This is a genomic window from Microcoleus sp. Z1_B2 (assembly GCF_036700325.1).
In the GTDB taxonomy this organism is placed as follows: domain Bacteria; phylum Cyanobacteriota; class Cyanobacteriia; order Cyanobacteriales; family Microcoleaceae; genus Microcoleus.
In genome coordinates, this window is the sequence record NZ_JAUBOQ010000001.1 from 26,720 (window position 1) to 52,315 (window position 25,596).

Here is a 25,596-nt window from a genome sequence, read left to right on the forward strand (position 1 = left end):
AAGGTCAAGTGTTTTCCGCAGCCGGCTCAGTGGGGGCGATCGAGCAAAATGCCGCCACTCTATCCAACTCTAAATCAGCAAAATAGTCCACCGTCCAATTAGCTTGGCGCTGAATCATGTGAAACGGGTAAGTGTGAGTCACACCCGCAACCTGAATCCCCGCTTTTTTCGCCGCTTCAATCCCCGCAAAAGTATCTTCTAGCGCCAAACACTCGATCGGTTGCAGGTTAAAGTCGGGATATTTCTGGTTGAGAAGTTCCACAGCCAATAGATAGCCGTCGGGTGCTGGTTTGCTTGCCGTCAAGTCATCGCCTGCAACAATTAACTCAAAGTTTGCTGCCAAACCGGCCCGATCTAACACCAATTCTATATCCGATCGCATTGCCCCGCTAACTACGGCCATTTTCAGTCCGGCGGGCCGAATTTTATCAATAAATTCTGCCAAACCGGGATAAATCGGCAGTTTCTCCAAAGTATCTATTTGAGCTTTGTAAGCTTCGGCCTTGCGCTGCAGCAGTCGATCGAGATATGTTTCTGTTAGATATCGTCCCCGGCGCTTGAGCAGTTCGGTAATGCAAGCGCGATCGCTCCTTCCCAAACAAATTTCTCGAAACTCCCCACGTTTGAGCTGGAGATTTTCATCGAGCATCAATTGTGCGATTATTTTCTCGTGAATTGGCTCGTCATTAACAATCACACCATTAAAATCAAATAAAACTGCTTTTAGAGTCATTAGTCATTAGTCATTAATCATCAGTCATTAGCAAGTTAGTAGGGGCGGGTTTTACCAACCATCTCAACCTAAAACTAACCATCTATGAAACCCGCCCCCAAAGGGCGAAAAATACACCTCAACAATAAGTCAAGCCGGAGCTGGAATGCCCGGTAAATCGCCATCAAAATCAGGAGTTCGATCGCCCCAATTCCACCCCCTCGCCACCTTAGCCTGTTCCAAATCTTCCCCCGGCAAAGGTTTCACGCCCTGCGTCACCTGATTCACCCACCAGTGTTCGTGAGTTTGCACCCCCGCGAATCCTGCAGCCCCCACCCAAGCATCGAGGCTGCCAGCCGCGTAAGACTTAATATAAGGCTCTTCAAAGATATCAGTCAGCCACTCTGTCTGCCGCAAAGTTTTTTGGTTTCCGTCCAAAATTGCCACTTGTCCCCCAACCTTCAGCAGTCGGAAGCTTTCTCGCAAAATTGCCCGCGATACAGCAGGTGGCGTCTCGTGAAACAGCAAGGAAGCTGCGACTAAATCGAAGCTAGCATCGCCAAAAGCAACGCTTTCGGCATTTCCGTGCAACCACTGGATATTTAAGCCGGCTTTTTGCGCTTTCATGTCGGCAACTACCAGCATATAAGGCGACAAGTCCAGGCCGACAACTTCCGCTTCGGGAAAAGCCTGCTTGAGCATGAGCGTTGTCGAACCGGTGCCGCATCCCAAATCGATGATTCGGCGCGGTTTCACCCGCACAGCGTCAATTAAGCCTTGCCTGACGACTGTTTCGTGGGGAGGCAAAACATATTGCGTGATGGGATCGTAGGAAACGGCGGCACTGGGGTTGAGATAGCCGCGTTTAATGCCGTGAAAGTTTTGGCTGCTGTAATATTCGGGATAAACTAAGTTGGGTTGTCGGTAGCGATCGCCCGCTGTTTCCCAGTCGATACCTTCGTAGAGTCGTTTCAGCGCTTCTTCGTCGATCGCCAGTCGCATCAGGGGCGACAAAAAGCGCTCGAAAATTGTATCCTTGCCAACAGCCATAAAACACCTTTAACAAAAACTATTCTAATTTTAGCCAACCGCCGTAAATTTAGCATTAATTAAAACTGTTTAGCCCCTCTTCCCTCTTCCTTCTATCCCTTACCTCCGTTAAAACTTTACAAAATCTGCGGGCTTCCTTTCCCACTTCCTACTTGTACGAGTTTAAACAAGGCAACTGTAGACAAGCTATAAACTCTTATTTTATCAGTCCTTCCCAAATCTAAAATCTAAAATCTAAAATCTAAAATCGTTTTACTTTCCGTTACTAATAGGAATTTTAACCAAAAATTCCGTTCCTCCCCCCGGAGGTTTAGCAATTGTGATGCTACCACCATGTCCATCTACTACAATTTTGTAGCTAATTGCTAACCCCAAACCCGTGCCTTTACCCACATCTTTAGTAGTAAAAAATGGGTTAAAAATTTGGTCTTTAACGCTGTCGGGAATGCCGGGGCCGTTGTCGGCGATCGCCACTTTCAGAAATTTACCGCCATGTTCGCGAACTACCCCCGTGGAAATAGTAATAATTTTATCCAGGCGATCGATCTCGTTCAAGGCATCGATCGCATTACTCAGCAAGTTCATAAACACCTGATTTAGCTGAGACGGATAGCACTCGACTGAAGGCACTTTTCCGTATTTCTTGACTATATAAATTCTATTTTTAATGCGGTTGGAGAGCAGCAGCAAGGTATTTTCTATACCTTCGTGAATATCCGCTAGCTTTTTGTCAGATTCATCCAGGCGAGAAAAGTTCCGCAAAGAAAGAACTATGCTGCGAATGCGTTCGCTTCCTATTTTCATAGAATTCAATATATGCGGCAAATCCTCCTCGATAAATTCTAACTCGATTTCTTCGCTAAATTCTGCGATTTCCTGGGGAACCTCTGGGAATGCTTCTTTGTATAAACTCACCAACTCTAATAAATCTTTAGTATATTTGCTGGTGTGAGGCAAATTAGCCGAAATAAAGTTAACGGGGTTGTTGATTTCGTGCGCTATTCCAGCCACCATTTGACCTAGGGATGACATTTTTTCGCTCTGCACTAAATGAGTTTGAGTTTTTTTCAGTTCATTTAAGGCACTATTAAGCAGTTTTACTTGGTCTTGGGTTTGACTGTAAAGGTGAGCTTGAGTAATTGCGATCGCCAATTGGTCTGCTACAGCTTTTAACAGTTGAATTTCCTCCCGACTCCAAAGCCAATGAGTAGCGTGGCTACAAATTAAATAACCCTGCGGCTGGTTCTGAGTCTGGACAGGTACGGCTAAATAGCTATTAGCTTTAAGTTCCGGCGGTTGAGTTACACCCTCCGCCCAAGTGTCGCTCGAAAGAATAATTGGTTCGCCTTGACCACTCCGTACTAACACATTTTCGATAAAGTAAGACTCAAACTTTAGGGCTTGTGTCGGAGAATCAGATGGGCAATATTCCCACAGGATTTGTAACGTTTTTTCTTGCGGTTTGTACCAACCAAAAGCCGCCCGTTCTAGGTGCAGCAAACTTACTATTTCTTCGACTGTACTTTGCACAATCTTGTCTAATTCAAGAGAAGCGCGAATGCGTCCGGCAATCCGGTTGAGCATGGCTTCTCGCTCCGCTTGAGCGCGATTGTTTTCGGAGGAGTAAATTAGCCAAATGGCTGCTAGCATTGCCGGGATGAGCAGTCCGGCGACTACGGATGTCAGCAAATTTAATGCTTGCAGTTGGGATTCAATATTTTCGCGGGGAATTACTAAAGCCATCGACCAGTTAACTTCCTTGAGGGGAGCATAGGCTACATACACCCATTTGTTATCTATTTTTACCAGTTCGATGTTCGTCTGGCGGTCGATCATCTGCCGCGCAATTGTGGAGAGAGCGGGGTCTTTTGACTGTAAAAAGCTTGGGGCCTCCTGGTCGATATTTCCGATTAAGTTATTGTTGGGATGAACAATTGGCACTCCTTGTGAATTGAGCGCAAAAGCATAACTTTCGGAACCGTACAGTAAGCTGTTAGCGACAGATGTTACTCGGTCTAATTTAATGCTGCCCGATAGGACTCCAATTACTTGATTGGGAGCGGGAGGTAAGGCCCAAATAGGAGCTGAAATAATAATCGTAGAAACTTTTGTACTGCGGCCGATCAGCGGGTCGGAAACGTTGAGCTGTCCGGCCATTGCTTTTTGAAAGTGTTGGCGGTCTTTGCTGTTCGCGCGGTTGCCTAGAGTATTGATAAATGAGCCGTCGGGTTGAATTAATGACAGGATGAAATACTCTTTTAACCGGTATATTTCTCCTTGCAACCGGGGTTCGACTAATTGCCAATTGAGAGTGCCAACCGTAGGATCGTAAGCAATGGTTTCTATTTCTGCTTTGCGGCTGCTTAGCCAGCGGTCGATTTCATCGGTGCCTTTTTCTAGTTTTAATAGTGCTATTTGCTTTAAATTGTCAAGGATTAGTCCGCGTACAAAAAAATAGCTGATGCAAGCTGTTGTGCTAATGGTTAAAGCGGTGGTACCCAGAATTAGCAGGGTCAGCAAATGGCGGCGCTGCCGTCTGTGTTGCCAAAGACTGTGCGCTTGCTGCCACTGCGATTGAGCAGAATTGCTAATGTTGTCCCAGATTTGGCGCAGCTTTTTTGTTTGGTGTGGCGGCGGCGCAGACACAGATCCGGCTTGATTTGCTGGGTTTTGCATCATCAAATGTTCTCTCCGAATCAAATTCATCAAACTGTATTGGTCATTCGGCAGAATTAATATCAGCCAAGTCGTGAAACCAGTTTCAGAAAATAATGCAACTGTAGACCGGTGCTGCCAACCCTGGTGGTCATCAGTCATTCCCAATCTAAAATCTAAAATCTAAAATCTAAAATGGTAAGACTTACATTCCGGATTGCAAACAATTTTTCTTATGGTTGGGCACTCGCCTTCTATTTTGGCATCAATTGTATATTTCGACGTTCGATTTACCTATTTGAGGTTTGTGCTTTACGATATCTTTAATATCTATCTCGTTTGTATAACAAAATAATTGTAAATAACACAGAGAAAATACGGAGTTTTTTAGATTTCTAATGTATTATAATGTATGAGCAAAACTCTATTGACAATTTTACTGATTTGTGCTTTGGTTTCAAGGGGAAATTTTTTCGTCTAAAGCTTTTTTAGCCAAGCGGGTTGCATAAACGGTGAGGGCGATCGTTGCTACCAAACCAATGCCGTAAAGAGTCCACTCAGCAGCAGTGCGCGATCGCCCGCTAGATCCAAGTGCAGCCAAACTCCCGGCCAGGGAACCGATATAAACATACATGACTGTTCCGGGAATCATGCCGATCCAAGATGCCAAAAAATAATCTTTTAGAGATACCTGCGTGACTCCAAAAGCATAGTTAAGCAAATTAAACGGAAAAATGGGAGAAAGTCGCGTCAGCAGCACAATTTTCCATCCTTCAGAAGCAACTGCGGAGTCGATCGCCTTAAATTTTTGATTGCCCTCTATCTGTTTGGAAACCCAGTCGCGAGTTAAATACCGCCCTACCAAAAAAGCGCAAGTTGCACCTAAAACTGAGCCGATGGAAACACAAACCGAACCGCCAACGACTCCAAACAAAACGCCAGAACCGAGAGTCAGCAAAGAACCGGGGATAAATAGAACGGTTGCGACAATGTAAATGAGAATAAAAGCTGCCGGGCCCCACGGGCCGAGACTCGCGATCGACTCCAAGGCATTTTTCAGAATTCCTTGAAAGTTAAAAAACCTAGTCGCTGCAATTAAAGCCACAGCTAAACCAATCCCTAAAATCAGTTTCCACCTATTTGATGGCGGCGGATTTTCATCGGGCGATCGCGAATCATTCATTACCTAAACTCTCCACTCATTCATTGCATACACCGTAAGGTCTATAGTTGCGCTTTAGCGCTAAAAAACTTTGTAATAAAGCGCAACTTTTCCCTTAAATTAAATCAAAGTACCGCCACAGCTAGAACCGCTACCCGCCGTACAGCCGTAACAATAAGCAGCCGTTTGCACATCTTGAATCACATCTAAACTGCCAGATGCAAGCAATTTAGCAGTATTTATCTTTTCCCCACTGCCAGTTTTCGCCGGCAGATTTTCCATTTGGTTAAAATCGCAGTCGTAGACATTGCCCAAATAGTCGATCGACAATTCGTTACGGCACATTAAATGTTCCAGAGTACCGGGATTAAAATTATCCTCCAAAAACCCCAGATAAGACTTGTGAAGTTTCTTATGTTCCAAATGAAACTTAGTCCGTCCCACCGGCAAATTAGTAATCGCGAACAATTGATTAAAACAAATCCCAAAATCTTCGGCTAAATAAACCTTGTAATCTTCCTCTAACTTGCCTTGTTCCGGTGTTAGCGAAAACTTGTCTGTTGCCGGCACTTGTGGATTGTACACCAAATCCAGAGTTAAATTTGGGTTTTTTCCGTATCCCAACTGATTTAGCTTTTGCAGCGCCCGAATCGAACTGTCAAAAACACCGTTGCCACGCATTTTGTCCACATTGTCAGCTTGGTAGCAGGGAAGCGACGCCACAATTCTGAGTTGGTGCTGCGCGCAATATTCGGGAATATCTTCAAAACCTTTTTCAAAGTAAATAGTCAAATTAGAACGAACAATTACCTCTTTACCTGCAGCCCTGGCAGCTTCCGCTAGCGGTTTAAAACCGTAAAGCATTTCGGGAGCACCGCCGGTGAGGTCAACAGTTTGAATTTGAGGAAAGCGGCGAATGATTTCAATTAATTGGTCGCAAATTTCCGGGGAAAGTTCTTCTGTTCGTGTCGGGCTAGCTTCAACGTGGCAGTGAGTGCAAGCGAGGTTGCAGCGTTTGCCGAGATTTATTTGTAAAACTGTAATCTGCTTTTTAGTTAAAGCTGAGTGAAGTTTGTTTTTGAAAGGCGTGACTGCGGTCTGAATCATGTGCTAAACTTTTTAGTCTCTGCTCGCAACGGATTTAGAGGCGTTCCGGCGGAACGCCTCTCATAATTTAGCACTAATTCTTTGGATGCGAAAGCGACAAATTTTAACTGTCGCTACAAAGTTAATTGAAACTCACATCTTGCACCATTCTTAAGAACAGGCTTTTCGGCCTGTTCCACAAAAGTTAATTTTATTGTGGGGTGGGCATCCTGCCCGCCCGTCTACTTAATCTTACTTGAGAGAGTCCACTAATGTTTCAACTCGTGCTTTAATTTCATCTCGAACGCGGTGAAAAGTTTCGATGGGTTGTCCGTCGGGATCGTCGAGTTGCCAATCTTCAAACACTTCTCGCAATACCCACGCTTCGGGTAAATTCACGCCGCAGCCGCAGAGAGAAATTACGGCGTCGTAGTCTTCTGCATTGAATTCGTTTAATGGGTTGGATGTTTGATCGGTGATGTCAATGCCGATTTCTGACATGACTTGAATTGCTGTTGGATGAACTCTGCTTGATTCTAACCCGGAACTGGTGACTCCAATCTTGCCGGCGCCGATGGTTTTAGCGAATCCTTCTGCCATTTGCGATCTGCAGGAGTTTCTTTTGCACACAAACATTACTTTTTTCATGGGATTTGTTGGTTGTTGGTTGTTAGTTGTTAGTTGGTGGTTGTTAGTTAGATGTTTCAAGGGCGCGATTTGCTAGGGCGATCGCCTCTTTAGCTGCTTGTTCCTTGCGTTCGCTGTAGCGATCGGTCAAATAGTCGGTTTGCTCCCGCAACAGCAAGGTAAACTTGTACAGTTCCTCCATTACGTCGATCGCGCGATCGCGGTAAGGCGAATCCTTCATCGTCCCATCTTCATTAAATTCCTGATAAGCCTTCGCAACCGAAGACTGATTCGGAATCGTAAACATCCGCATCCAGCGGCCCAAAATTCTCAAAGTATTGACAGCATTAAAAGACTGGGAACCGCCGCTGACTTGCATCACCGCCAAAGTCCTGCCTTGAGTTGGTCTGACAGCCCCAATATTTAAAGGAATCCAGTCAATTTGATTTTTCATAATGCCAGTAATATTACCGTGCATTTCTGGACTAGACCACACTTGACCCTCCGACCACAGGCTCAATTCCCGCAATTCTTGAACCTTCGGATGCGTATCGGGAACGCTACCGTAAATTGGCAGTTCCAGAGGATTAAAAAACCTAACCTCTGCACCGAACCCCTCAATAATTCGAGCCGATTCTTCCGCCAACAAGCGGCTGTAAGAACGCTCTCTTAAAGAGCCGTATAAAAAGAGAATTTTGGGTTTATGAGTGAATTCGTTCATGAGATTCTAGCAATTGGAATTGGGCAGACAACGAGGGTCTCGCAGCGATGCAGTTTCTGGTTTTCGGGGAAACCAAAATGCTGTTCGCTTGCAGATTTCTACCAACATTAACATCACTGGAACCTCAATTAAAACACCGACAACTGTAGCCAAGGCTGCACCTGAGTTTAAGCCAAACAGCATCACAGCCGTAGCAATCGCTACCTCAAAATGATTGCTGGCCCCAATCAGCGCGGCAGGTGCTGAATCTTCGTAGCACAAGTTGAGTTTTAAAGCTGCTACATAAGAAATCAGAAAAATGAAGTTTGTCTGGATAAACAGAGGCACAGCAATTAAAAGAATGTGCAGAGGATTGTTGACAATCAACTCTCCTTTGAAGGCAAACAAAAGAATTAGCGTAATCAAAAGGGCCGCCGTAGCAACTGGACTCAGATATTGCATAAACTCTCGTTCAAACCATTCTCGCCCTTTATGTTTAAAAATCCAGAAACGGCTATACATTCCGGCGGCTAAGGGCAAACCGACATAAATCAATACAGACAATACTATTGTCTGCCAAGGAACAACTAAATCATTTGCTGCTAACAGCCATCTGCCTAATGGTGCATATAAAAACAGCATTGCTAGGGAATTAATGGCAACCATAACGAGGGTATGTCCTTGATTGCCGTAGGACAGATATCCCCACATTAAAACCATCGCAGTACATGGGGCAATTCCTAATAATATTGTACCTGCAATGTAGGAACTAGCGATGGAGACTTCACTGCCACGAATTATTTCGGTGCCGGTAATGAGGGGGCGAAATAGCCAACCTAAGAAAAACTGAGAAAAGGCTACCATTGTAAATGGTTTGATAACCCAGTTGACGACTAATGTTAAAATCACTGGTTTGGGCGTTCGCGCTGCATTAGCCGCCTGGGTAAAGTCTATTTTTACCATGATGGGATACATCATAAAAAACAGACAGATGGCAATAGGAATTGACACCTGATAAAAGCTGAGAGCATCAAGGGTGACGGCGACGTTAGGGAATAGTCTACCGAGAAGAATACCGCCTAAAATACAAAGAAATACCCAAAGGGTGAGGTATCTTTCAAAAAAACTGAGTTTGCTTCCTGCTTTGACAGGTGAGTTAGTTGCTTGAGGATGGTTCATTTAGTTAACTGGTAAGTGAAACTTGATGAGAAAAAATTAAAATTTTGCCTCTTTTCGTAATAACTCTCCAATGGTTAAGTCAAACCTAGCTTGACCATCGAAGAAAGTCCCAACTTTGCCATTGTAGAAATTCTTGTAAATCAGTTGATAGCCTTCGCTTGGTAGGGGAATGTAACCGACCGACTGGACTAAAGTTGGTGCTTTTTTCATGTAGAATTGCACAAACTCGCCCACCTCTGGTTTATTTTGGACAGCGGTGTAACTGACATAGATAAAAAGAGGTCTACCGAGGGGTTGATATTGAGCGTTTTCTACAGTTTGTATGCTGGGTAGAACTGGCCCTTTACCATTGTCTATTCCTAATGCTTTTAATTGATTTTGATTGGTTTCGTAATAGCTTAATCCAAAGTAACCCAAGGCATTTGGATCTTTGATAACTCCTTGGGCTAAAACATTATCATCTTCACTAGCTGTATAGTCGGTACGGCTGGATTTCGCAGTACCTACTGTTGCTTCTGTGAAGTAGTCAAATGTACCGGAATCTTTGCCTGCACCGTAAAGGGTTATAGGTTGATTTGGCCAATTAGGTCGAATCTGATTCCAGCGGGTAATTTTTCCTTGGGCGGCGGGTTCCCAAAGTTTTTTTAGTTCGGCTACTGTGATGTCTTTTGCCCAGCTATTGTTGGGATTGACTACTACTGTGAGCGCGTCAAAGGCGACTGGTAATTCGTAGTAGCGGATGCCTGCTTTGTTGCAGGCTTCCATTTCCCCTGGGCTGATGGGGCGCGAGGCGTTGCTGATGTCTGTTTCGCCAGCACAAAACTTTCTGAATCCTCCACCAGTACCGGAGAATTCAACAGTAATTGATGCTTTTTTGGGATTGGTATTTTGATATTCTTTGGCGATCGCATCCGTAATTGGATACACGGTGCTGGAACCGTCTATTTTAATGCTTTGCGATTCTGGCGACTGGACTTGTCCGCAGGAGCTGAGAAGCCCGATCGCACCTATGGTCAAAGCAATTATACTTAGTGCGGAAACCTTGGCCTTTTCTGCTCGGTTCATTGACCTCACCCAATGCCATAACTAAGGGGTACACTGGAATCATATCAATAAAATTTGATATGTCAAGTATGAGGGAAGACAAACAGGCCATCAACACATTAAGAAATATTGATGGGTTAATCTGCGTCAGAACAGGGGCGTGCCGGCAGGATCTGGCTGAAGCGGCGGTATTCGGCGAGGTACTGTTCGAGGGCGACAAACTGAGCTAAATTGAGGCTGTAGTAAATCCAGCGGCCTTCTTGGCGGCTGCGGACTAAAGCTGCATCCTTCAAGGCTTTGAGGTGAAAAGAGAGTTTAGGCTGAGGGACAGAAAGCCGATCGCACAATTCGCAAACGCACAACTCCTGTTCTCGCAGCAACTCCAGAATCTGAATCCGCAGGGGGTCAGAAAGAGCGTGAAAGCCGGAGGAGACAAGTTTTTCCGAAATCTGTCGCTGTGAAATGCGATCGGGCGCAGCCGTAGAATTTTTAAGCATCAATTATTTAGAAAACATCCATACAAAACATCATAGTTACTCAAGCTTCATCCCAGAAAATCAGTGCATTCAGCATCGACAGATTCTTCGGAGTTGATTACTTGGGATTCTGTACCCTTGCCGGCACATCAGTGAGTCCGGCTTTCTGCATCAGCGAAATCACCCCTATAGATAGAATTCCCCCAATAATTGCCCCAACAACTACCAGGATGATAAAGACTTTTTGCAGAGTTTTTTTAGTAGCTGGGTGGTACTGTCTTGGCAATGCTTCACCTTGCTCGTCAACTTCTTGCTCCAAGGGGTCTAGCGGATTGGAGGGATTTGAGTTAAAGGGATTGGGCGCTTGATTCATGGTTAGTTTCGGTTAAAGGAGATCGACAACTATTTTAACTTGCGATTTAGCCTCGCAGCTTAAATAATACATTCTGGTTTTACTGAATAGTCTATAAATTTTATTAAGATTGCTAACATACGGATTAACCCGGTTTATTGAATAAACCGGGTTTTTTAACATACTAAAAGTTTTATGTCACACTTCTGCTTTTGACAAACGATCGAGAGAAATTGTTGCCGCCTCAGATACTTGAGAATTGCTATCTTTTTCTAGGTATTTCAAAGCCGAAACGCTCTTAACACTCGGCAAATTGCCCAAAGCTTCAGCCAGCCTCTGGCGGATCAGCCAATCTTCCGACTGAGCAAAATTGAGGATGCGATCGATCGCCCCAATATCTTTAATTTCCCCCAAAGCCGAAATTGCCGCCTGCTGGATCACCACTTGATCGCTGTCGAGAGCTTTCAGCAGCACGTCGCGGGCCCGGGGATCTTTGAGATTTCCCAGAGAAACAGCAGCGCTGAAGCGCACCAGCCATTGAGTATCTTCGTAAAAAGCGCGCACCAAAGCATCAAAAGCTCTGATATCTTCGAGATAGCCCAAAGCACCCGCAGCGTCAGCGCGAATGCCGTAATCCGGGTCTGTTTCTAGCAATTTGACTAGAATAGGATAGCACTCTGCTGTCGGTTTGACCCCAAGAGCAAACACAGCCATCGATCGTACCTGCAAACTTTCGTCGTTCAACACCTTTTTAATCAAAGGCACCGCCTCTGCAGCAGGCACATTCCGCAAGTTGGCCAAAGCCACCATGCGATCGGCGGAATTTTGGCTTTCTAACTTGGCTGCAATTTGCTCTAAGCTTAAAGTTGTCATTATGGATAAATCTTGTAGTAAAACTTTACATTCGGGTTATTTTGATTATAGGGGAGTCTCAGGGGAAAAGCAGGCCGTAAAAACCGCCCTGCGTATTTGAGATGAATGAGATTGCGGATTATTTCCATTAATCTGAAGCTCAGATTAATGGAAATAATCAATTAGAAAGTCTATTATTTAAGTCGCAAGCATAGGCGAGGTGTTACACTATATCGGATAATCCCAAGACTTTATTGTACAGTGCTTAACAAAGCAACAAAAAACTTTTCGTTTATCCCCCAAAAAAATTATGATTGTCGTTGAAAGGCATTACATAGATCGGCAGCATCAGTTTTTTAAACAGTTTGATGACTTATCTTTCCTGTCCAAAAAACTCTACAATTATGGTAACTCTTACATGAGGCAACACTTTTTTAACTCTGAGTCAAAAGTTGGCGCTGCCAAGAGTCTAAAACAGTTATATGCCATCCTAAAACCCACAGCCGACTATAAATCCTTACCTGCTAAAATTAGCACTCAAGTTCTCAAACAAGTTATTCACGATTCGGAGGCTTGGAAAAAGTCAATCAAGGCTTATTACCGAGATATCCATCAATTTTCATCCCCCCCCCGAATTCCCAAATACAAACATAAAACCTGTGGACGTAACTTGTTAATTTATGATAACCAATCGATAGGACAAAGGGGAAAAAAGAAAAATAATGGGCTACTTCATTTATCTCAAAGTGACATAATAATTGCTACAAAAGCGCAAGATGTCATAGAGGTAAGGATAGTTCCTGCCACAGCGACCTACGTTGTTGAGGTTGTTTATAAAAAGCCTGTAACGTTGGTGGATTTAAACCCTCAACTCATAGCAGGTAGAGATTTAGGGATTGATAACCTCGTCGCTTTAGCATCAAATAAGCCAACATTTACTCCAACTCTATATGATGGAAAACAGCTCAAATCAATCAATCAAGGTTTGAATAAGCGCCGAGCATTTTTACAGTCAAAACTTGAGAAAGGGAAATATACCACACATCAAATCCAGCAAATCATCTTTAAGCGAAACAATCGAGTTGAAAACTATCTTCATCAAACCAGCAGTTTGATAGTCAAGCGGTTGGTGGACGCTCAAATCGGGCAGTTAGTTATTGGGAAAAATGTGGGGTGGAAACAAAATTTACAATTAGGAAAAAAAACGAATCAGACGTTTGTAGCAATTCCTGACGCCAAGCTCGTAGAAATGATTACTTACAAAGCTGAGTTAGTGGGGATAAAGGTAACAGTTACAGAAGAATCTTATACAAGTAAGTGCAGCTTTTTGGATTTATATCCTGTCGGTAAGCAAGAGTCTTACCAGGGTAAGAGAGTTAAACGTGGGTTGTTTCGGTCGGGGAATGAAACGCTGATTAATGCTGATGTGAATGCAGCATTAAATATGATTAGAAAAGTAAACGGAAACTCACCCTTTGAGGAGTGCAGCAACCGTATAGAGGTGTTTGCAGTTTCACCTGTACGGGTTTCACCTGTACGAAAAGAGCCACAAAAAATCCGGTAATGTCAAGTATTGCCCGGTTTTTTGTGAACTGTTTCTGCCGTTCCCCAAGGCTTTGCCCGATCGTTAGCCGCCCTCTGACAACCTGCCATCCACTATGCCGTTCTACCACCCGCCCTTTTACTCCTCAGCCTTAGAACAAGCGATCGATCGCTACCCCCTCACTGCCGGGCCAGAAACTTCCTTAGCAGTGGCGATCGCGCTGATGAGTCAGTTGCAAAACAGTTGTCCCCTAGTCAAAACACCTGTACCCTCAGACCGGGGGGCGATGACCGAAACAGCCGCGCCGGAAAAGGTGCGGGCCCGCTGCGTGTTCGTCGTCCAGAACCAGCAGACTATTACCACAGGCAACTTATCCGACAACCCCAGCCGCGGACTGTTAATCGGCATATTAACTCCCGCCGACCTAGTGAGGCTGATAGCTTCTGGCACAATAGACAGCCAGCACAAAGTAGCCCTGCACAAAATACCAATTTCCGAAGTGATGTCTCCGGTGTCGGTCTCCCTCACAGAATCCGACGACCAAGACGTGTTTACCGCCTTATCCTTATTTCGCCAGCACAAGATTCGCTATTTGGCGATCGTCAATCAATTTCGCCACTTGGTAGGAGTGCTGACACGGGAAAGAATTCGCCAAGTATTGCAGCCTTCAAACATTCTTAAATTGCGGCGGGTAGCAGAATTAATGACTACCCCAATTACAGCGCCTCACACTGCCTCGCTGCTGAGCATAACCGAACTGATGTCAGAGCATCAAGTCAGTTGCGTAGTGATTACAAAAAACAAAGAATTAACAATGGAGAAACCCAAAGATGACTATACCTCCATTTTTCACTATTCCTTTCACCAACCCCTGGGAATTATTACCGAATATGACATTGTGCAGGCACAGTTTCTTGAACTAAATTTCCAGCAAACCCCAGGTCAAAAAATCATGAGAACTCCCCTGCAATTTCTTCAACCCTCCGATTCCCTATGGACGGCGCACAAAGAAATGCAGCAGCAACAAGTGCAGCGGTTAGTCGTGTGCGGGGGGCGCGGAGAACTGTTGGGCATTATTACTCAGACCAGCTTGCTCAGAGTCCTCGACCCCACCGAAATGTATCGAGTTGTCAAACAGTTGCAGCAGTCGGTTTATCAATTGCAAGCAGAAAAAGTGGAACTGTTGCAAAGCCGCAACGCCAAACTGGAACAGCAGGTGCGGGAACGGACGGCAAAACTCCACGAACAATTGCAGCGCGATCGGCTGTTAACTCACATTTCCTTGCGGATTCACCAATCCTTAAACCTCGAAGAAATTCTCAACGCCAGCGTCGATGAAGTCCGCCAAGTTTTGCAAGCTGACCGAGTAGCCATCCTGCATTTAGAGTCGAGCAATTACGGCATTGTAGTGGCAGAATCAGTTGCCGAAAATGGGCCTTCAATCTTAGGAGAAATCCTGCCCGATAATATTTGGCAAGAATCTGCTTCGGTGATAGAACAGGAAATTTATGCCGTCCCCGACATCGACCAAGCCCGTTTGAGTGCCGAAAAATATGCCTGGTTCCACCAAGCGCAAATCAAAGCTTATTTGATTGTACCAATTTTGCAAGACGGCAATTTGTGGGGGATGATGTGTGTTCATCAGTGTTCCCAATCCCGTCAGTGGCAGCCTTCGGAAGTGGATTTGCTGCTGCAACTGGCAACTCAAATCGCGATCGCCATTCAGCAAGCCCAACTCTATCAGCAAGTCCAAAATCTCAACACCGACCTCGAACGCCAAGTCCAAGAACGCACCGCAGAATTGCAGCAAAAAGTTCACGAACTCCAGCATTTAAATGTCCTTAAAGATGAATTTCTCAGCACAGTTTCTCACGAACTGCGGACGCCTTTAGCTAATATAAAAATGGCTATTCATATGTTGAGAATTTCTCCCACGCTAGATCGACGCCAGATTTATCTAGAAATTTTAGAAACAGAATGTACTAGAGAAACAGACTTGATTAATGCTTTGCTAGATTTGCAGCGGCTCGAAGCTGCAACTTGTCCGATCGACCTCGAACCAGTAAACTTAGAACTCTGGCTGCCTACTATTATCGACCCGTTTTACACCCGGGCCCACGACCGCCACCAGGATTTGCGAGTAGAGTGCGATCGTCACCTCCCCACGATCAGTTCCAACCGCGCTAGTTTGGGACGAATTTTAGCCGAACTCCTCAACAATGCCTGCAAATATACTGCCAATGGCGGCGAAATTTTTCTGAAAGTTGAGTGCAAAAACGGAGAGGGGGAACAAGGAGAACAAAGGACAAATTCGCGACAAGCAAGTGCTGTGGCTTCAGAAATCCAATTTACACTCAGCAATCAATCGTCCATCTCAATAGAGGAATTGCCTCGAATCTTTGAGAAATTTTATCGAGTTCCCAACGCAGATCCTTGGAAACAAGGAGGTACAGGTTTGGGTTTAGCTTTGGTTCAAAAACTTGTGGAACAGTTGCAGGGAAAAATTGAGGTTGAAAGCAGCAATGGCTGGACTAATTTTATCGTTACATTTCCTACCAACCCCGATGGAAATTAGTCCGCACTCAGTCAATTTGAGATTTGAGATTTGAGATTTGAGATTTGAGACTTCGGCCTAAGAGGTTGGGCGAGCGCGAGCTTCAAGTCGCGCTCAGTCCAAGGATTTTTGATTTTCGATTTACTCCACAGACAAATCTGGGAGATTGAACAAGAATCTAAAATTTTGGGAGTTCCATGACCGCGAATTTCTTCATGTGGTATCCGCCACGTGATTTATCCGTGGAATCAATCCCAAATCGAAAATCAAAAATCCTCAAGAAAGAGCATTTATCTCGCCCAAGTCAATTCTAAAATCTAAAATCTAAAATCTAAAATCGATTGACTCATGTCGAGGGCGGGCATCTTTTTTTGGGGGTCTTCTTTGTTGGGTTTCACTCTTTTTTTGGAGCTAGTTTGCGGATACGAGACGGTGCTGGTGTCAAATTCAAATATTCACTTTTATCTTCAACAACTGATGCTCTCGATGCTGGATACTTCTTGCGTTTAGGGGCATGATTCGCAACTGTGCCCAAGCATGGTATGCCAAAATTTTCTAATTGACTGAAAACTTTTTTGACTACAGAAAAGGGAACCTGGCGAATTGCTACAACCATCAGTATGCCATCGGTGCGCGCCGCTAAAAAATTCGTATCTTTACTGTCAGCCAGCGGCGGCGTATCGTAGATAACTAAGTCAAATTTTGCCTGAAGTTCTTCCATTAAATACTGCATCTGAGATGATGCCAGCCGTCTGGCAGTACCAGGATTCGGGATACCAGCAGTTAATACAAAAAGATTATCTGCTAGATGCGATCGTTGGATAATTTCATTGGGTTCGTTTTTATGGTCTAGCAAGTTGCTCAATCCCTTGACATTAGGCACTTCCAACAGCAAGTGCAGGCTGGGGGAATGCAAATTCGCGTCTACTAACAGCACTCGCTGACCCGCCAGCGCTGCCACGTGAGCTAAGTTTAAAGCAACGGTAGATTTGCCTTCGCCAACTGTAGCCGAACCAATTGCCACAGAGCTAATCGTTCGATTTGAAGAAAGAAAGCGGATATTAGTATAAAGAGAGTCAAAAGCTTCTATAAATTCCGCAGCAATTTTCTTATTACCCTCTTTTCCTTCAATATAAGCATAGGCATTAGCAATAGAAGGCGGCAATTTTCTAGCATTTTTGTCCAGAGGAATTGCTCCCAATAAAGGCACATCAACCGCATCTTTCACGTCATCAGCACAGTAGAAAATATTGCGAATTTTTTCAATGAGGATAGCAGTTCCCAGACCCAAAACTAGCGCTCCAACAACTGCCATCACTAATTTGTTTTTAGCTTTCGATGGAACTGGCATCAGGTTGCCCTTCTCATCTAGCGGTATCCGTGGTTCAGAAATTATTTCCCAAGGTACTTGGCTTTGAGCTGCTTGGACGCGCAGAGTTTCCCGCTGGCTTAGAAGTTGATCGCGGGTGCGGGCGGCTACTTCTAATTGCTGTTGCAGTTCGTTGTAGCGGCGGGCTATGGTGGGAAATTCTGTTGCTTGCCTGTTTAAATTGTTTTTAGTTTGGCTGATGGCCTGACGGCGAGCTTCTAAGACCTCAACTTGGTTAGCAGTATCAACCAATTGTTTAATCAAGCCTATGCGAATAGAATTTTGAAAATTCTGAACTTTAGAATTGGCTTGGGTACCGACTAAATTTTGCCCCAAAATTCTATCAGTTTGCTGGTTGAGCAAAGCTACTAAATTTGCCCGCTTGCGCTCTAAAGCTTCCACTATAGGGTTAGCAGATTTAAACCGAGCTGTTTCTACAGCAATCTGACCTTCTACTTCCTTAACCTTGGTCAGCAACTCTTTATATTGAGGTTCTTCGCTTAAAGCAGAAGCAGCAATAGCTTCATTTGGTGTAAAATCTAATTGTTTTTGCAAGTTAGCGTACAGCGTTTTCTGTTCTTGCAGTAGCCTTTGAGTTTCTAACTCTAAAGTTTCTACGGCACGAACTTGCTGGATTAATTGCGCGCCTTGTTCTTGAGGATTGGTAATCTGTTGCTCCTGCTGTATCACCTGTAACTCCGATTTCAGGTCGTTTACGCGCTTATTGAGTCCCGGAAGCTGGTCTTCAATAAATTTAACACCTTCACCAATCCGAGTCTTGCGTTCATCAAGACTGTACTTTAAATATTTCTTTTTAGTTTCTTGTAAAACGAACTCAACAAATTCAGGCTCATTCCCCATGAAGCGAACTTCCAAAATTTTAGTCATCGTCATCTGATCTTCTCCGAGCCGCAAAACGACTAATTCTTTTTGAAGCATTTTCTCAGTGAATTTTGGATATCGTTTTTGGACTTGTTTAACAATAGCTGACAGCATCTGAGGACTCTGGAGAATTTGAAGTTGAGTTGCGTAGTCCAAACTAAAAAAATCTCTACTAGGTACTCCTCCCCCCTCGCTGCGATTGGCTAGGGCAGAGGGGTCAGCAATTCTTGCCTCCGTTGTCACGGGTTCCACTAGCATCCGAAAATCGCCTTGATATGTTTTCTTGGCTCCCTTGATCTGATAAACAACTCCGCCGACTACTAGACCTATAATCCCAATAATGATTAGGGCTTTTCGCTGAACAGTCCTCAACAACGGCTTTACATTCAATCCTTTCTGAGGCTGCGCGCTTAAATCTTCTCCCTCGTCAACGGAAAATTGCTGCACCTGTCGGCTCTGGTTGCTAATGGGTACGATATGAGCGTCCTGTTCTCTTTCCATGTTGACCTCTTTGATATTTTGTGGGTAAAATCAGCTTTCTTCTGCGAGCCTTCAGGTTGATACTTTGAGCATTGGCTTAAGGATATCACACGAAATTATTGGTTGGTCGATCCCACTTCCTTCTAATAGTTCTCACTACTTTCACATAGTATACAAAAATCACTAAATCCTTATGCTAGGCCGGCGGTAAAAGTTCTTTTACAACTGCTGGAGAGTTAGATCGGACTGCATTTGGCTCGGCTGCGTTGTGCTTGTATTTAGGGTTTCCGGGCGACGAAGCCAACTTTTTCAGGTGTTGCTCAGCTTCGCGACAGCGGGTTCCATAACTTTACCAAACTTTTACAATTGACCGTAACACCTCAGCCGCCGCTTGCGCTGGTATTGGTTTGTCCTCTATGCCATTTTTCGGTTCGGAGTCAACGACAAAAGCACTTGTTAACTTACGCGCTAACTGATCGGCTAAAAAGTGTTGCATTTCCCCTGTAGATATAATTAGCCACATTCGGCAGATTTTTGGGAACGGCAACTAATCGAATCAATTTCCGAAAAAAATCTGTTTCTTCTTTTAATTATAAACTTTTTGAGGAGTTAGATGAATGATTAAGTGTATATACTTATTTTACCGTGGCGATCATATCGCAAACTCATTTCGATAGTGCGCGAGCGACATAAAATTTAATAATTTGTGTTCTCAAGCTCGATCGACATTTAGAACAACTCAAGCATTCGGGGTTTTTCTACTGGGGCGGATGGCGCGGCGCGATTTATGTATTTTCGTAAAAAAAACTAGGTTTCTGCGTTCCGGGGCTATTACTAAAACTATCGCTTTTATTCGCCCTCCGAGCAAGCTATAGCAATCCTTTCAGGAAACGCGCAACGTTTTTTTTAAATTAACCGATGCCATAAGAAGATGACACATTGTTCAAGAAAAAAATAGTTTGCATAGGATGGGAGGATTGCTATTAATATCGCCCGGATTAGCTATCGGTAGTTGTTATTTTTCGATTTTACGAATTACCAACTATTGGTTATTAGCGCTTACTGATTTTGTGCTTTTCTTTCTCGCAGCTTCAACAATATTTCTGCATGAACTTCGCGGGTTATGGGATAAAAGTATGTGAGAATCATCCCAGCAATTAAAGCAATTGTGGGGAGCGGCCCGATCGCAACTCGAATCGCAAACAGTGCAGACTCTGGCTGTACGGGTGCAGGCTGTCCCGGCACTGTAGATAGAAATCCAGCTCCTTCTAATGCTTGACCTACCAACCACAAACCCCCTGCCAATCCGATTTTTTGCAGCAGTACCATAAACGAATAGAAAACCCCTTCGCGTCTTTCTCCTGTTTGCAGTTCGTCTAGTTCGATCACATCCGGTATCATCGACCAAGGTATTAGATAAGCCGTGGAAACTCCGACACCTGCCATGACTGCTAATAAGTACATCTGCAAGACTTGTCCTGGTTGGAGAAAAAATAGTCCAGCTTGAGCAATAATCCACAGACTCATGCCCATAAAATATACGGCTTTTTTGCCGTATCTCTCGCTGACTTTACTCCAAACAAATAGCATGATTAATGCAGTGCCTTGAACTGCGATCGCCACCAAGCTAAAAACGTACTGTGGCTGTTGCATCCAGTTAACAACAAAGTAGGGAATAATAGTAGCCGTCAACTGCACTCCCAGCCAAGAAAAAAGATAAATTCCAATGACGTACAAAAAAGGGCGATTGCTAAATGCAATCTGCAACTGTTCTTTCAGTGGCAAGGATGTAGAATTATCGAGTTCGGCGTTTTCTAATAGTTGGGCTGCGACGTGCTTGCGAGTTCCCAAAACGCACCAGTACAAAGGCAAGACAGAGATAACTGCACAGATTGCACCTAATACTAAATATTGTTGATTCGGGTCTTTTTCAAATACACGAAAGATAATTAGAGCTAAGATTAATGAAAAGATGCTGCCGCCAATGGAGAAAGCAAACCGAAAACTATTAAGGCTAGTGCGTTCGTTGTAGTCTTGAGTAAGTTCTGGAGTCAGGGCAGTGTAGGGAAGATTGACAGCCGTGTAGGCGGTGTTGAACAAAATACTGATTGCAACATAGTACCAAAATAACACTGTGTGATCCGTGCTAGGTACTATCCACTGCAATAAGAAGAATATGCCGAAGGGAATGCCACCATATATTATCCAAGGATATCGGCGGCCCCAAGGGTGAGAAGTGCGATCGCTCAAAACCCCCACAATCGGGTCATTTATAGCATCCCAAATCTTGCCAACTACCAAAATATTACTGGCTAAACCGGCAGGTAAACCAGCAACATTGGTAAAGAAAACTAGGAGGTAAAATGCCAAAACATTAGCGGTAATTGCCGGGCCGAGGTCGCCGGCACCGTAAGCTAATTTTGTTGAGAGGCTGAGTTTTTGTGTTTTGGGGTTGTCGGCTGCAGGTCGAAGCCCGGAAGTGTTGCTCATAAACTTTGATGTCGAGATTTTTTGGCAGTCACAGTCTTTCCAGTAGGAGTATAACTCGCGCTACGCCCTAATACTAAGTTTTTTGTAGCGATCGGGATTATTTTGAATAATTGGTAATTCATAATTGGTAATTGATAGATTTGTTGGGGCGGGTTCACCAACAATAATCGCCCCAAAACAAACAATCTCAAAAACCCGCCCCCACCCAACTTTCCCAGCTAAATGTACGTTCAGATTTACGGTGGGGTGGGGGCGGGTTTATATGAATTGTCGGTCATTGTTATGTATGGTTTGTGAACCCGCCCCTACAACGTTGTGGTAATTAGTATAGTCCCGGACTACTTTAAATCCCAAATCCCCAATCTAAAATCTAAAATCTAAAATCTAAAATTGCTATGTCAGCAATCTCGATTTAGCTGTAATTGCTCCCACACACCACAAAATGGCATTGACAATTTCCGATCGCTGAATATCTTCTGTGTCTAAAAAACTTGCAAACTCTTCCTCAATATTCAAATGGTCGGCAAAATCATAAAGTATGCGCTTGTATTCAGTTGGCATCGGTATTAAAGTAGCTTTCACTAAATCGAAAAGCGCGTTCAAACAGTTGAGGATAGTAGCTGACTCGTCAAAATCTTCGGCATCGAGCAGGTATAGCGTTTCTGCAATGTCGCAAATAGCGTCTATTTGTGTGGGTGGCTTTCCCAGTTTGCTGACATCGATATTGCACAATTGGAGAGCGTTAATCGCTAGTTCTGGACGGGTAAAAAATACAAGTTGACCGCCGGCTACTAAGGGCGGCTCTTGTTCTCCATAGACAATTAGAGTATATAGATTTGGTATTTCGGTGCCAGGGTCGATCCGCAAACCAAACAGCCACAACAATTTTTCTGTATTTGGGTTTGCTGTTTGCAGTGTTGTTGGGAAAATATTTGGTTCTGACATTAATTTTTAATCCCTATAATACGCTCTTAAACTCGGTTTCTACGCAAATTTTTTGTGTTTTAGGACTTACGCCATCATTCCAGGTATGGGGGCAACCACGGGGGTTTGCCCCTACAAAACACTATATATTGAGGCGGTGCGTAAGTCCTGTCTTTGTGAGAAATCTAGATATAAACCGGGTTTATAAGGCAAAACTGCGTAATTTTTTTGCTATAAATTTTGCTGGATGATGTCGCAGCATTCGGCAACACTTGCTCTTTTTTCCATGGCTGATACTAGGGCTTCGTAAGCTGATTGGTGGCTTTCGATCAGGTTTTTTGCTCGCAGCAAACCCCAGTTTTGTTTGAGTTGAATTTCGGAAATTGGACGGCGCAGTTGTGTTAAAATTGCACTGATTTTGGTGCGGTCTTCTGCTCCTCCTTCTGCACGGCCGTAAACAAATTTTTCTGCGACTATTCCGGCCATCCACACGGTGCAGTATTGGTCTAAAAGTTGGGCGGAAAGAGTGCCACTTTGGAGTTGAGATGCTAATTGTTGGTCTTCAAATCGGACGCCGCCTTGGGCTGTTTGGCCTTGTTTAAATGCTTCCCAAGCATTGAGGGCGTAGCTGGTTACGGGAATTCCCAATAGGTGGGCGACTAGGAAGTGTCCGGCTTCGTGGTGAAGGATACGATCGCGCTTTTGTTTGGAAGTTCCTCCCAGCAAATCTAATAAAATTGTACCGCCTTGACCTTGCCACTGGAAACTGTCGAGGGTGGCTAGCCCCAACAGGCAAAAAGTGGCGATCGCAGGTACGGCTTCTGGCAAGTTGAATAGGGGGCCCAACAATATGGAAACGGTGATGGCAAAGATAGAAATAGCGATAATATTCAAAGAAGTGTCTTTCATAATCGGGAATTGGTAACTGGGAATTGCTAATGGGGAATTTGTAATAGGGAATTGGTAATGGGAATGGGTTTTAGAGGTAAACTCAGGTACGATCGCGCGATCGGTTTGGCAGCGTCGGGTCGATCGCAGCAGCCGGGACTTCCGACAAAAACACCACCTTCCAGTTTGACTGAAAATTGTCCCTCCGAAGCCACCGATATTAAAAAGATATTAAAATAAATCAAAGTCCAGTAAAAGTGTTAGTGGAATCCTTCATGTCAGTTTTGGCAGCGATCGCAGTTTTAGGTATCTTGATTGTCGTTCACGAACTCGGCCACTTCTTGGCGGCGAGACTTCAACACATCCACGTCAACCGCTTCTCCATCGGTTTCGGGCCAATCCTCTGGAAGTACCAAGGCCCGGAAACTGAATACGCCCTCCGCGCGTTTCCCCTGGGAGGTTTCGTGGGTTTCCCGGACGACGATCCCGACAGTACAATTCCCCCAAATGACCCGAATTTGCTCAAAAATCGCCCCGTGCTCGATCGGGCGATCGTCATTAGCGCAGGGGTAATTGCCAACTTAATTTTTGCTTACTTCCTTTTGGTGGTGCAATTGAGCACTGTCGGCGCGGCAGAAATGAACTACCTACCGGGAGTTAAAGTCCCGGAAGTCGCCGCAGAAGTCAGTTCGGCCGCCAAACAAGCGGGAATTCGATCGGGCGACGTTGTTCTGTCTGTTGACGGCAAGGAATTGGGCGCTTCCCGCGAAGCAATCAAATTATTGGTCACAGCAATCCAAGATCATCCCAACCAACCCCTAGCGTTGGAAATTCAGCGCCAAGAACAAAAATTTCTGGTGACAGTAACTCCTGAAGAGTCGCCCGACGGCAAAGGTCGCATTGGCGTGCAACTAACTTCTAACGGCACTGTGGTGCGGCAGAGGGCCGGATTTGTAGAGGCGTTTAGCAAGGCCGCCAAAGAATTTGAGCGGATTGTGGTGCTGACGGTTCAAGGCTTCGGGCAGTTACTTAGCAATTTCAGCCAGACTGCCGACAAGTTGTCCGGGCCTGTGGCGATTGTGGCGATTGGTGCAGGGATTGCCAAATCGGATGCTGCGAGTTTGTTTCAGTATGCGGTGTTAATTAGCGTCAATTTGGCTGTGATTAATATCTTGCCTTTACCTGCTTTGGACGGCGGTCAGCTAGCTTTTCTTTTAATAGAAGGACTGCGGGGCAAGCCTCTGCCGAACCGCATTCAGGAAAATGTCATGCAGACTGGTTTGGTGTTGTTGCTGGGTTTGGGAGTTTTCTTGATTATTCGCGATACTGCTAATTTGGCTGGCTTTGATTTGCGAAATTTCATGCAATAGTAAATGAAGGAAGAAGGAAGAAGGAAGTTCGGCAACGGATTCGCTCGACGGATGTAACGGATGTAACGGATGTAACGGATGTAACGGATGTAACGGATTTCAGGAAGAAGGAAGAAGGAAGATTTATGTCTAGTTTTCCGTTTTCCTATTTTCCTATTTTTCCCTCTCTTTTTTTCCTACGCAAGCGAGGCAGAGCCTCTGGTTATGGGTTCCCCGGTCGTGCCTGGGAACCATTTAAAAACAAATAACAAATGACTAATGACTACTGATTACTGACTAATGACTAATGACTACTGACTAATGACTAAAAAGTTAAGTTTAAAACAACGATCGCTCGAAATTCTGATTCGCCTCAAGCGCCTCTATCCCGAAGCTCCTTGCACTCTCAACTACGAAACTCCCGTGCAGTTGCTGGTGGCGACGATTCTCTCGGCTCAGTGTACGGACGATCGCGTAAATTTGGTAACGCCGGCTTTGTTTGAGCGTTTCCCCGATGCGGTGGCTTTGGGAAATGCTGATTTAGAAGAATTGGAAAGTCTGGTGCGATCGACTGGTTTCTACCGGAATAAGTCTAAAAATATTAAAGGTGCTTGTCAGGCGATCGTCAATAAATTTAACAATCAAGTGCCGCAGCGGATGGAACTGCTGCTAGAATTGCCCGGAGTAGCCCGCAAAACGGCTAATGTCGTTCTCGCCCACGCTTTTGGTATTAATATGGGCGTGACGGTAGACACTCACGTCAAACGTTTGACTCAGCGGTTGGGATTGACCGAACATACCGATCCTATAAGGATCGAGCGGGATTTGATGATATTGTTACCGCAGCCGGATTGGGAAAATTGGTCGATTCGGTTGGTTTATCACGGCAGGGCAGTTTGTAATGCGAGAAATCCGGCTTGCAATATTTGCGAACTGGCAGATTTGTGTCCTTCTGCTAATAGTTTGGTCTTGCACCAAGGTTAAGTACAGGCAAGATGCCTGTACCACAAAAAAAATGAGTTATTGCAGATTTTTACCCTTCTGCTAATAATTAGGTGTTGCACAAATGCTAAGTACAGGCAAGATGCCTTTACCACAAAAATGTAGAGTTATTGTGGAACAGGCATCTTGCCTGTTGCTAAAAATGTAGAGTTATTGTGGAACAGGCATCTTGCCTGTTGCTAAAAATGTAGAGTTATTGTGGAACAGGCATCTTGCCTGT

The 25,596-nt window shown here is 44.6% G+C and carries 22 protein-coding genes; 5 read left to right on the plus strand and 17 right to left on the minus strand.

Features of this window, described 5'->3' with window-relative positions:
- Positions 1 to 4: 4 nt before the first annotated feature.
- The 12 genes from QT984_RS00100 to QT984_RS00155 all read right to left on the minus strand — a co-directional run bounded on the left by QT984_RS00100 (position 5) and on the right by QT984_RS00155 (position 11,916).
- Positions 5 to 733, minus strand: a complete 729-nt coding sequence (locus QT984_RS00100) for an HAD family phosphatase (RefSeq protein WP_333372707.1) — start codon at positions 731 to 733, stop codon at positions 5 to 7.
- Between the two features lie 129 nt (positions 734 to 862).
- Positions 863 to 1,762 carry a class I SAM-dependent methyltransferase gene (locus QT984_RS00105; RefSeq protein WP_333210705.1) on the minus strand — a complete coding sequence of 300 codons (900 nt, stop codon included), beginning with the start codon at positions 1,760 to 1,762 and terminating at the stop codon, positions 863 to 865.
- 252 nt (positions 1,763 to 2,014) lie between these two features.
- Positions 2,015 to 4,579: an ATP-binding protein gene (locus tag QT984_RS00110; protein WP_333055604.1), complete on the minus strand. Its 2,565-nt coding sequence runs from the start codon at positions 4,577 to 4,579 to the stop codon at positions 2,015 to 2,017.
- Positions 4,580 to 4,874: 295 nt separating this feature from the next.
- Positions 4,875 to 5,600, minus strand: coding sequence for a TVP38/TMEM64 family protein (locus tag QT984_RS00115; protein ID WP_333055605.1), 726 nt, complete (start codon positions 5,598 to 5,600; stop codon positions 4,875 to 4,877).
- A gap of 99 nt (positions 5,601 to 5,699) precedes the next feature.
- Positions 5,700 to 6,686 carry an arsenosugar biosynthesis radical SAM (seleno)protein ArsS gene (gene arsS, locus QT984_RS00120; RefSeq protein ID WP_333055606.1) on the minus strand — a complete coding sequence of 329 codons (987 nt, stop codon included), beginning with the start codon at positions 6,684 to 6,686 and terminating at the stop codon, positions 5,700 to 5,702.
- 231 nt (positions 6,687 to 6,917) lie between these two features.
- Positions 6,918 to 7,313 carry an arsenate reductase, glutathione/glutaredoxin type gene (gene arsC / locus QT984_RS00125; protein ID WP_190732266.1) on the minus strand — a complete coding sequence of 132 codons (396 nt, stop codon included), beginning with the start codon at positions 7,311 to 7,313 and terminating at the stop codon, positions 6,918 to 6,920.
- Between the two features lie 43 nt (positions 7,314 to 7,356).
- A complete protein-coding gene (gene arsH, locus QT984_RS00130) occupies positions 7,357 to 8,013 on the minus strand; it encodes an arsenical resistance protein ArsH (protein ID WP_333055608.1) in 657 nt (218 codons plus the stop codon).
- Between the two features lie 6 nt (positions 8,014 to 8,019).
- Positions 8,020 to 9,171, minus strand: coding sequence for an ACR3 family arsenite efflux transporter (gene arsB / locus QT984_RS00135; protein ID WP_333055609.1), 1,152 nt, complete (start codon positions 9,169 to 9,171; stop codon positions 8,020 to 8,022).
- Between the two features lie 36 nt (positions 9,172 to 9,207).
- Positions 9,208 to 10,236, minus strand: coding sequence for a PstS family phosphate ABC transporter substrate-binding protein (locus QT984_RS00140; RefSeq protein ID WP_333210710.1), 1,029 nt, complete (start codon positions 10,234 to 10,236; stop codon positions 9,208 to 9,210).
- Between the two features lie 116 nt (positions 10,237 to 10,352).
- A complete protein-coding gene (locus QT984_RS00145) occupies positions 10,353 to 10,712 on the minus strand; it encodes a metalloregulator ArsR/SmtB family transcription factor (RefSeq protein ID WP_333055611.1) in 360 nt (119 codons plus the stop codon).
- Between the two features lie 97 nt (positions 10,713 to 10,809).
- Positions 10,810 to 11,064 carry a hypothetical protein gene (locus tag QT984_RS00150; RefSeq protein WP_172188171.1) on the minus strand — a complete coding sequence of 85 codons (255 nt, stop codon included), beginning with the start codon at positions 11,062 to 11,064 and terminating at the stop codon, positions 10,810 to 10,812.
- A gap of 177 nt (positions 11,065 to 11,241) precedes the next feature.
- Positions 11,242 to 11,916, minus strand: coding sequence for a HEAT repeat domain-containing protein (locus tag QT984_RS00155; RefSeq protein ID WP_333055612.1), 675 nt, complete (start codon positions 11,914 to 11,916; stop codon positions 11,242 to 11,244).
- A gap of 289 nt (positions 11,917 to 12,205) precedes the next feature.
- Here QT984_RS00155 and QT984_RS00160 point away from each other — a divergent pair, with 289 nt between their 5' ends.
- Together QT984_RS00160 and QT984_RS00165 are read left to right on the plus strand one after the other, a co-directional pair.
- On the plus strand, positions 12,206 to 13,459 hold the full coding sequence (locus tag QT984_RS00160; protein WP_333055613.1) for a transposase: 1,254 nt from the start codon (positions 12,206 to 12,208) through the stop codon (positions 13,457 to 13,459).
- A gap of 94 nt (positions 13,460 to 13,553) precedes the next feature.
- Positions 13,554 to 16,013, plus strand: coding sequence for a CBS domain-containing protein (locus QT984_RS00165; RefSeq protein WP_333272442.1), 2,460 nt, complete (start codon positions 13,554 to 13,556; stop codon positions 16,011 to 16,013).
- 373 nt (positions 16,014 to 16,386) lie between these two features.
- Here the strand turns inward: QT984_RS00165 and QT984_RS00170 are convergent, their stop codons facing one another.
- From QT984_RS00170 to QT984_RS00190, 5 genes are all read right to left on the minus strand, one after another.
- Positions 16,387 to 18,744: a polysaccharide biosynthesis tyrosine autokinase gene (locus QT984_RS00170; RefSeq protein ID WP_333055615.1), complete on the minus strand. Its 2,358-nt coding sequence runs from the start codon at positions 18,742 to 18,744 to the stop codon at positions 16,387 to 16,389.
- Positions 18,745 to 19,072: 328 nt separating this feature from the next.
- A complete protein-coding gene (locus QT984_RS00175) occupies positions 19,073 to 19,246 on the minus strand; it encodes a hypothetical protein (RefSeq protein ID WP_333055616.1) in 174 nt (57 codons plus the stop codon).
- A 536-nt stretch (positions 19,247 to 19,782) separates the two neighbouring features.
- Positions 19,783 to 21,213 (minus strand): MFS transporter, encoded by a 1,431-nt coding sequence (locus QT984_RS00180; RefSeq protein WP_333055617.1) that lies wholly within the window; start codon positions 21,211 to 21,213, stop codon positions 19,783 to 19,785.
- A 393-nt stretch (positions 21,214 to 21,606) separates the two neighbouring features.
- Entirely contained in the window at positions 21,607 to 22,158 is a 552-nt protein-coding gene (locus tag QT984_RS00185; RefSeq protein ID WP_333055618.1) for a hypothetical protein, read from the minus strand.
- Positions 22,159 to 22,368: 210 nt separating this feature from the next.
- On the minus strand, positions 22,369 to 23,046 hold the full coding sequence (locus QT984_RS00190; protein ID WP_333055619.1) for an ATP-dependent Zn protease: 678 nt from the start codon (positions 23,044 to 23,046) through the stop codon (positions 22,369 to 22,371).
- Positions 23,047 to 23,103: 57 nt separating this feature from the next.
- On the opposite strand from QT984_RS00190, the gene QT984_RS00195 reads away from it, so the two are divergent.
- The 3 genes from QT984_RS00195 to nth all read left to right on the plus strand — a co-directional run bounded on the left by QT984_RS00195 (position 23,104) and on the right by nth (position 25,358).
- Positions 23,104 to 23,265 (plus strand): hypothetical protein, encoded by a 162-nt coding sequence (locus tag QT984_RS00195; RefSeq protein WP_333096380.1) that lies wholly within the window; start codon positions 23,104 to 23,106, stop codon positions 23,263 to 23,265.
- Between the two features lie 35 nt (positions 23,266 to 23,300).
- Complete coding sequence (gene rseP / locus QT984_RS00200; RefSeq protein WP_333345370.1) at positions 23,301 to 24,395, plus strand: RIP metalloprotease RseP; 1,095 nt, start codon at positions 23,301 to 23,303, stop codon at positions 24,393 to 24,395.
- Between the two features lie 300 nt (positions 24,396 to 24,695).
- Entirely contained in the window at positions 24,696 to 25,358 is a 663-nt protein-coding gene (gene nth / locus QT984_RS00205; RefSeq protein ID WP_333231660.1) for an endonuclease III, read from the plus strand.
- Positions 25,359 to 25,596 lie beyond the last annotated feature (238 nt).

Bases quoted from the DNA above. Each gene is read 5' to 3' on its own strand.
- QT984_RS00185 (WP_333055618.1), bottom strand. From the start codon at position 22,158: ATGTCAGAACCAAATATTTTCCCAACAACACTGCAAACAGCAAACCCA.
- QT984_RS00195 (WP_333096380.1), top strand. From the start codon at position 23,104: ATGGGAATGGGTTTTAGAGGTAAACTCAGGTACGATCGCGCGATCGGT.
- rseP (WP_333345370.1), top strand. From the start codon at position 23,301: ATGTCAGTTTTGGCAGCGATCGCAGTTTTAGGTATCTTGATTGTCGTT.
- QT984_RS00140 (WP_333210710.1), bottom strand. From the start codon at position 10,236: ATGAACCGAGCAGAAAAGGCCAAGGTTTCCGCACTAAGTATAATTGCT.
- nth (WP_333231660.1), top strand. From the start codon at position 24,696: ATGACTAAAAAGTTAAGTTTAAAACAACGATCGCTCGAAATTCTGATT.
- QT984_RS00105 (WP_333210705.1), bottom strand. From the start codon at position 1,762: ATGGCTGTTGGCAAGGATACAATTTTCGAGCGCTTTTTGTCGCCCCTG.
- arsB (WP_333055609.1), bottom strand. From the start codon at position 9,171: ATGAACCATCCTCAAGCAACTAACTCACCTGTCAAAGCAGGAAGCAAA.
- QT984_RS00155 (WP_333055612.1), bottom strand. From the start codon at position 11,916: ATGACAACTTTAAGCTTAGAGCAAATTGCAGCCAAGTTAGAAAGCCAA.
- QT984_RS00190 (WP_333055619.1), bottom strand. From the start codon at position 23,046: ATGAAAGACACTTCTTTGAATATTATCGCTATTTCTATCTTTGCCATC.
- QT984_RS00145 (WP_333055611.1), bottom strand. From the start codon at position 10,712: ATGCTTAAAAATTCTACGGCTGCGCCCGATCGCATTTCACAGCGACAG.
- QT984_RS00180 (WP_333055617.1), bottom strand. From the start codon at position 21,213: ATGAGCAACACTTCCGGGCTTCGACCTGCAGCCGACAACCCCAAAACA.
- QT984_RS00110 (WP_333055604.1), bottom strand. From the start codon at position 4,579: ATGACTGATGACCACCAGGGTTGGCAGCACCGGTCTACAGTTGCATTA.
- arsC (WP_190732266.1), bottom strand. From the start codon at position 7,313: ATGAAAAAAGTAATGTTTGTGTGCAAAAGAAACTCCTGCAGATCGCAA.
- QT984_RS00115 (WP_333055605.1), bottom strand. From the start codon at position 5,600: ATGAATGATTCGCGATCGCCCGATGAAAATCCGCCGCCATCAAATAGG.
- QT984_RS00160 (WP_333055613.1), top strand. From the start codon at position 12,206: ATGATTGTCGTTGAAAGGCATTACATAGATCGGCAGCATCAGTTTTTT.
- QT984_RS00100 (WP_333372707.1), bottom strand. From the start codon at position 733: ATGACTCTAAAAGCAGTTTTATTTGATTTTAATGGTGTGATTGTTAAT.
- arsS (WP_333055606.1), bottom strand. From the start codon at position 6,686: ATGATTCAGACCGCAGTCACGCCTTTCAAAAACAAACTTCACTCAGCT.
- QT984_RS00150 (WP_172188171.1), bottom strand. From the start codon at position 11,064: ATGAATCAAGCGCCCAATCCCTTTAACTCAAATCCCTCCAATCCGCTA.
- QT984_RS00175 (WP_333055616.1), bottom strand. From the start codon at position 19,246: ATGTGGCTAATTATATCTACAGGGGAAATGCAACACTTTTTAGCCGAT.
- QT984_RS00165 (WP_333272442.1), top strand. From the start codon at position 13,554: ATGCCGTTCTACCACCCGCCCTTTTACTCCTCAGCCTTAGAACAAGCG.
- QT984_RS00170 (WP_333055615.1), bottom strand. From the start codon at position 18,744: ATGGAAAGAGAACAGGACGCTCATATCGTACCCATTAGCAACCAGAGC.
- arsH (WP_333055608.1), bottom strand. From the start codon at position 8,013: ATGAACGAATTCACTCATAAACCCAAAATTCTCTTTTTATACGGCTCT.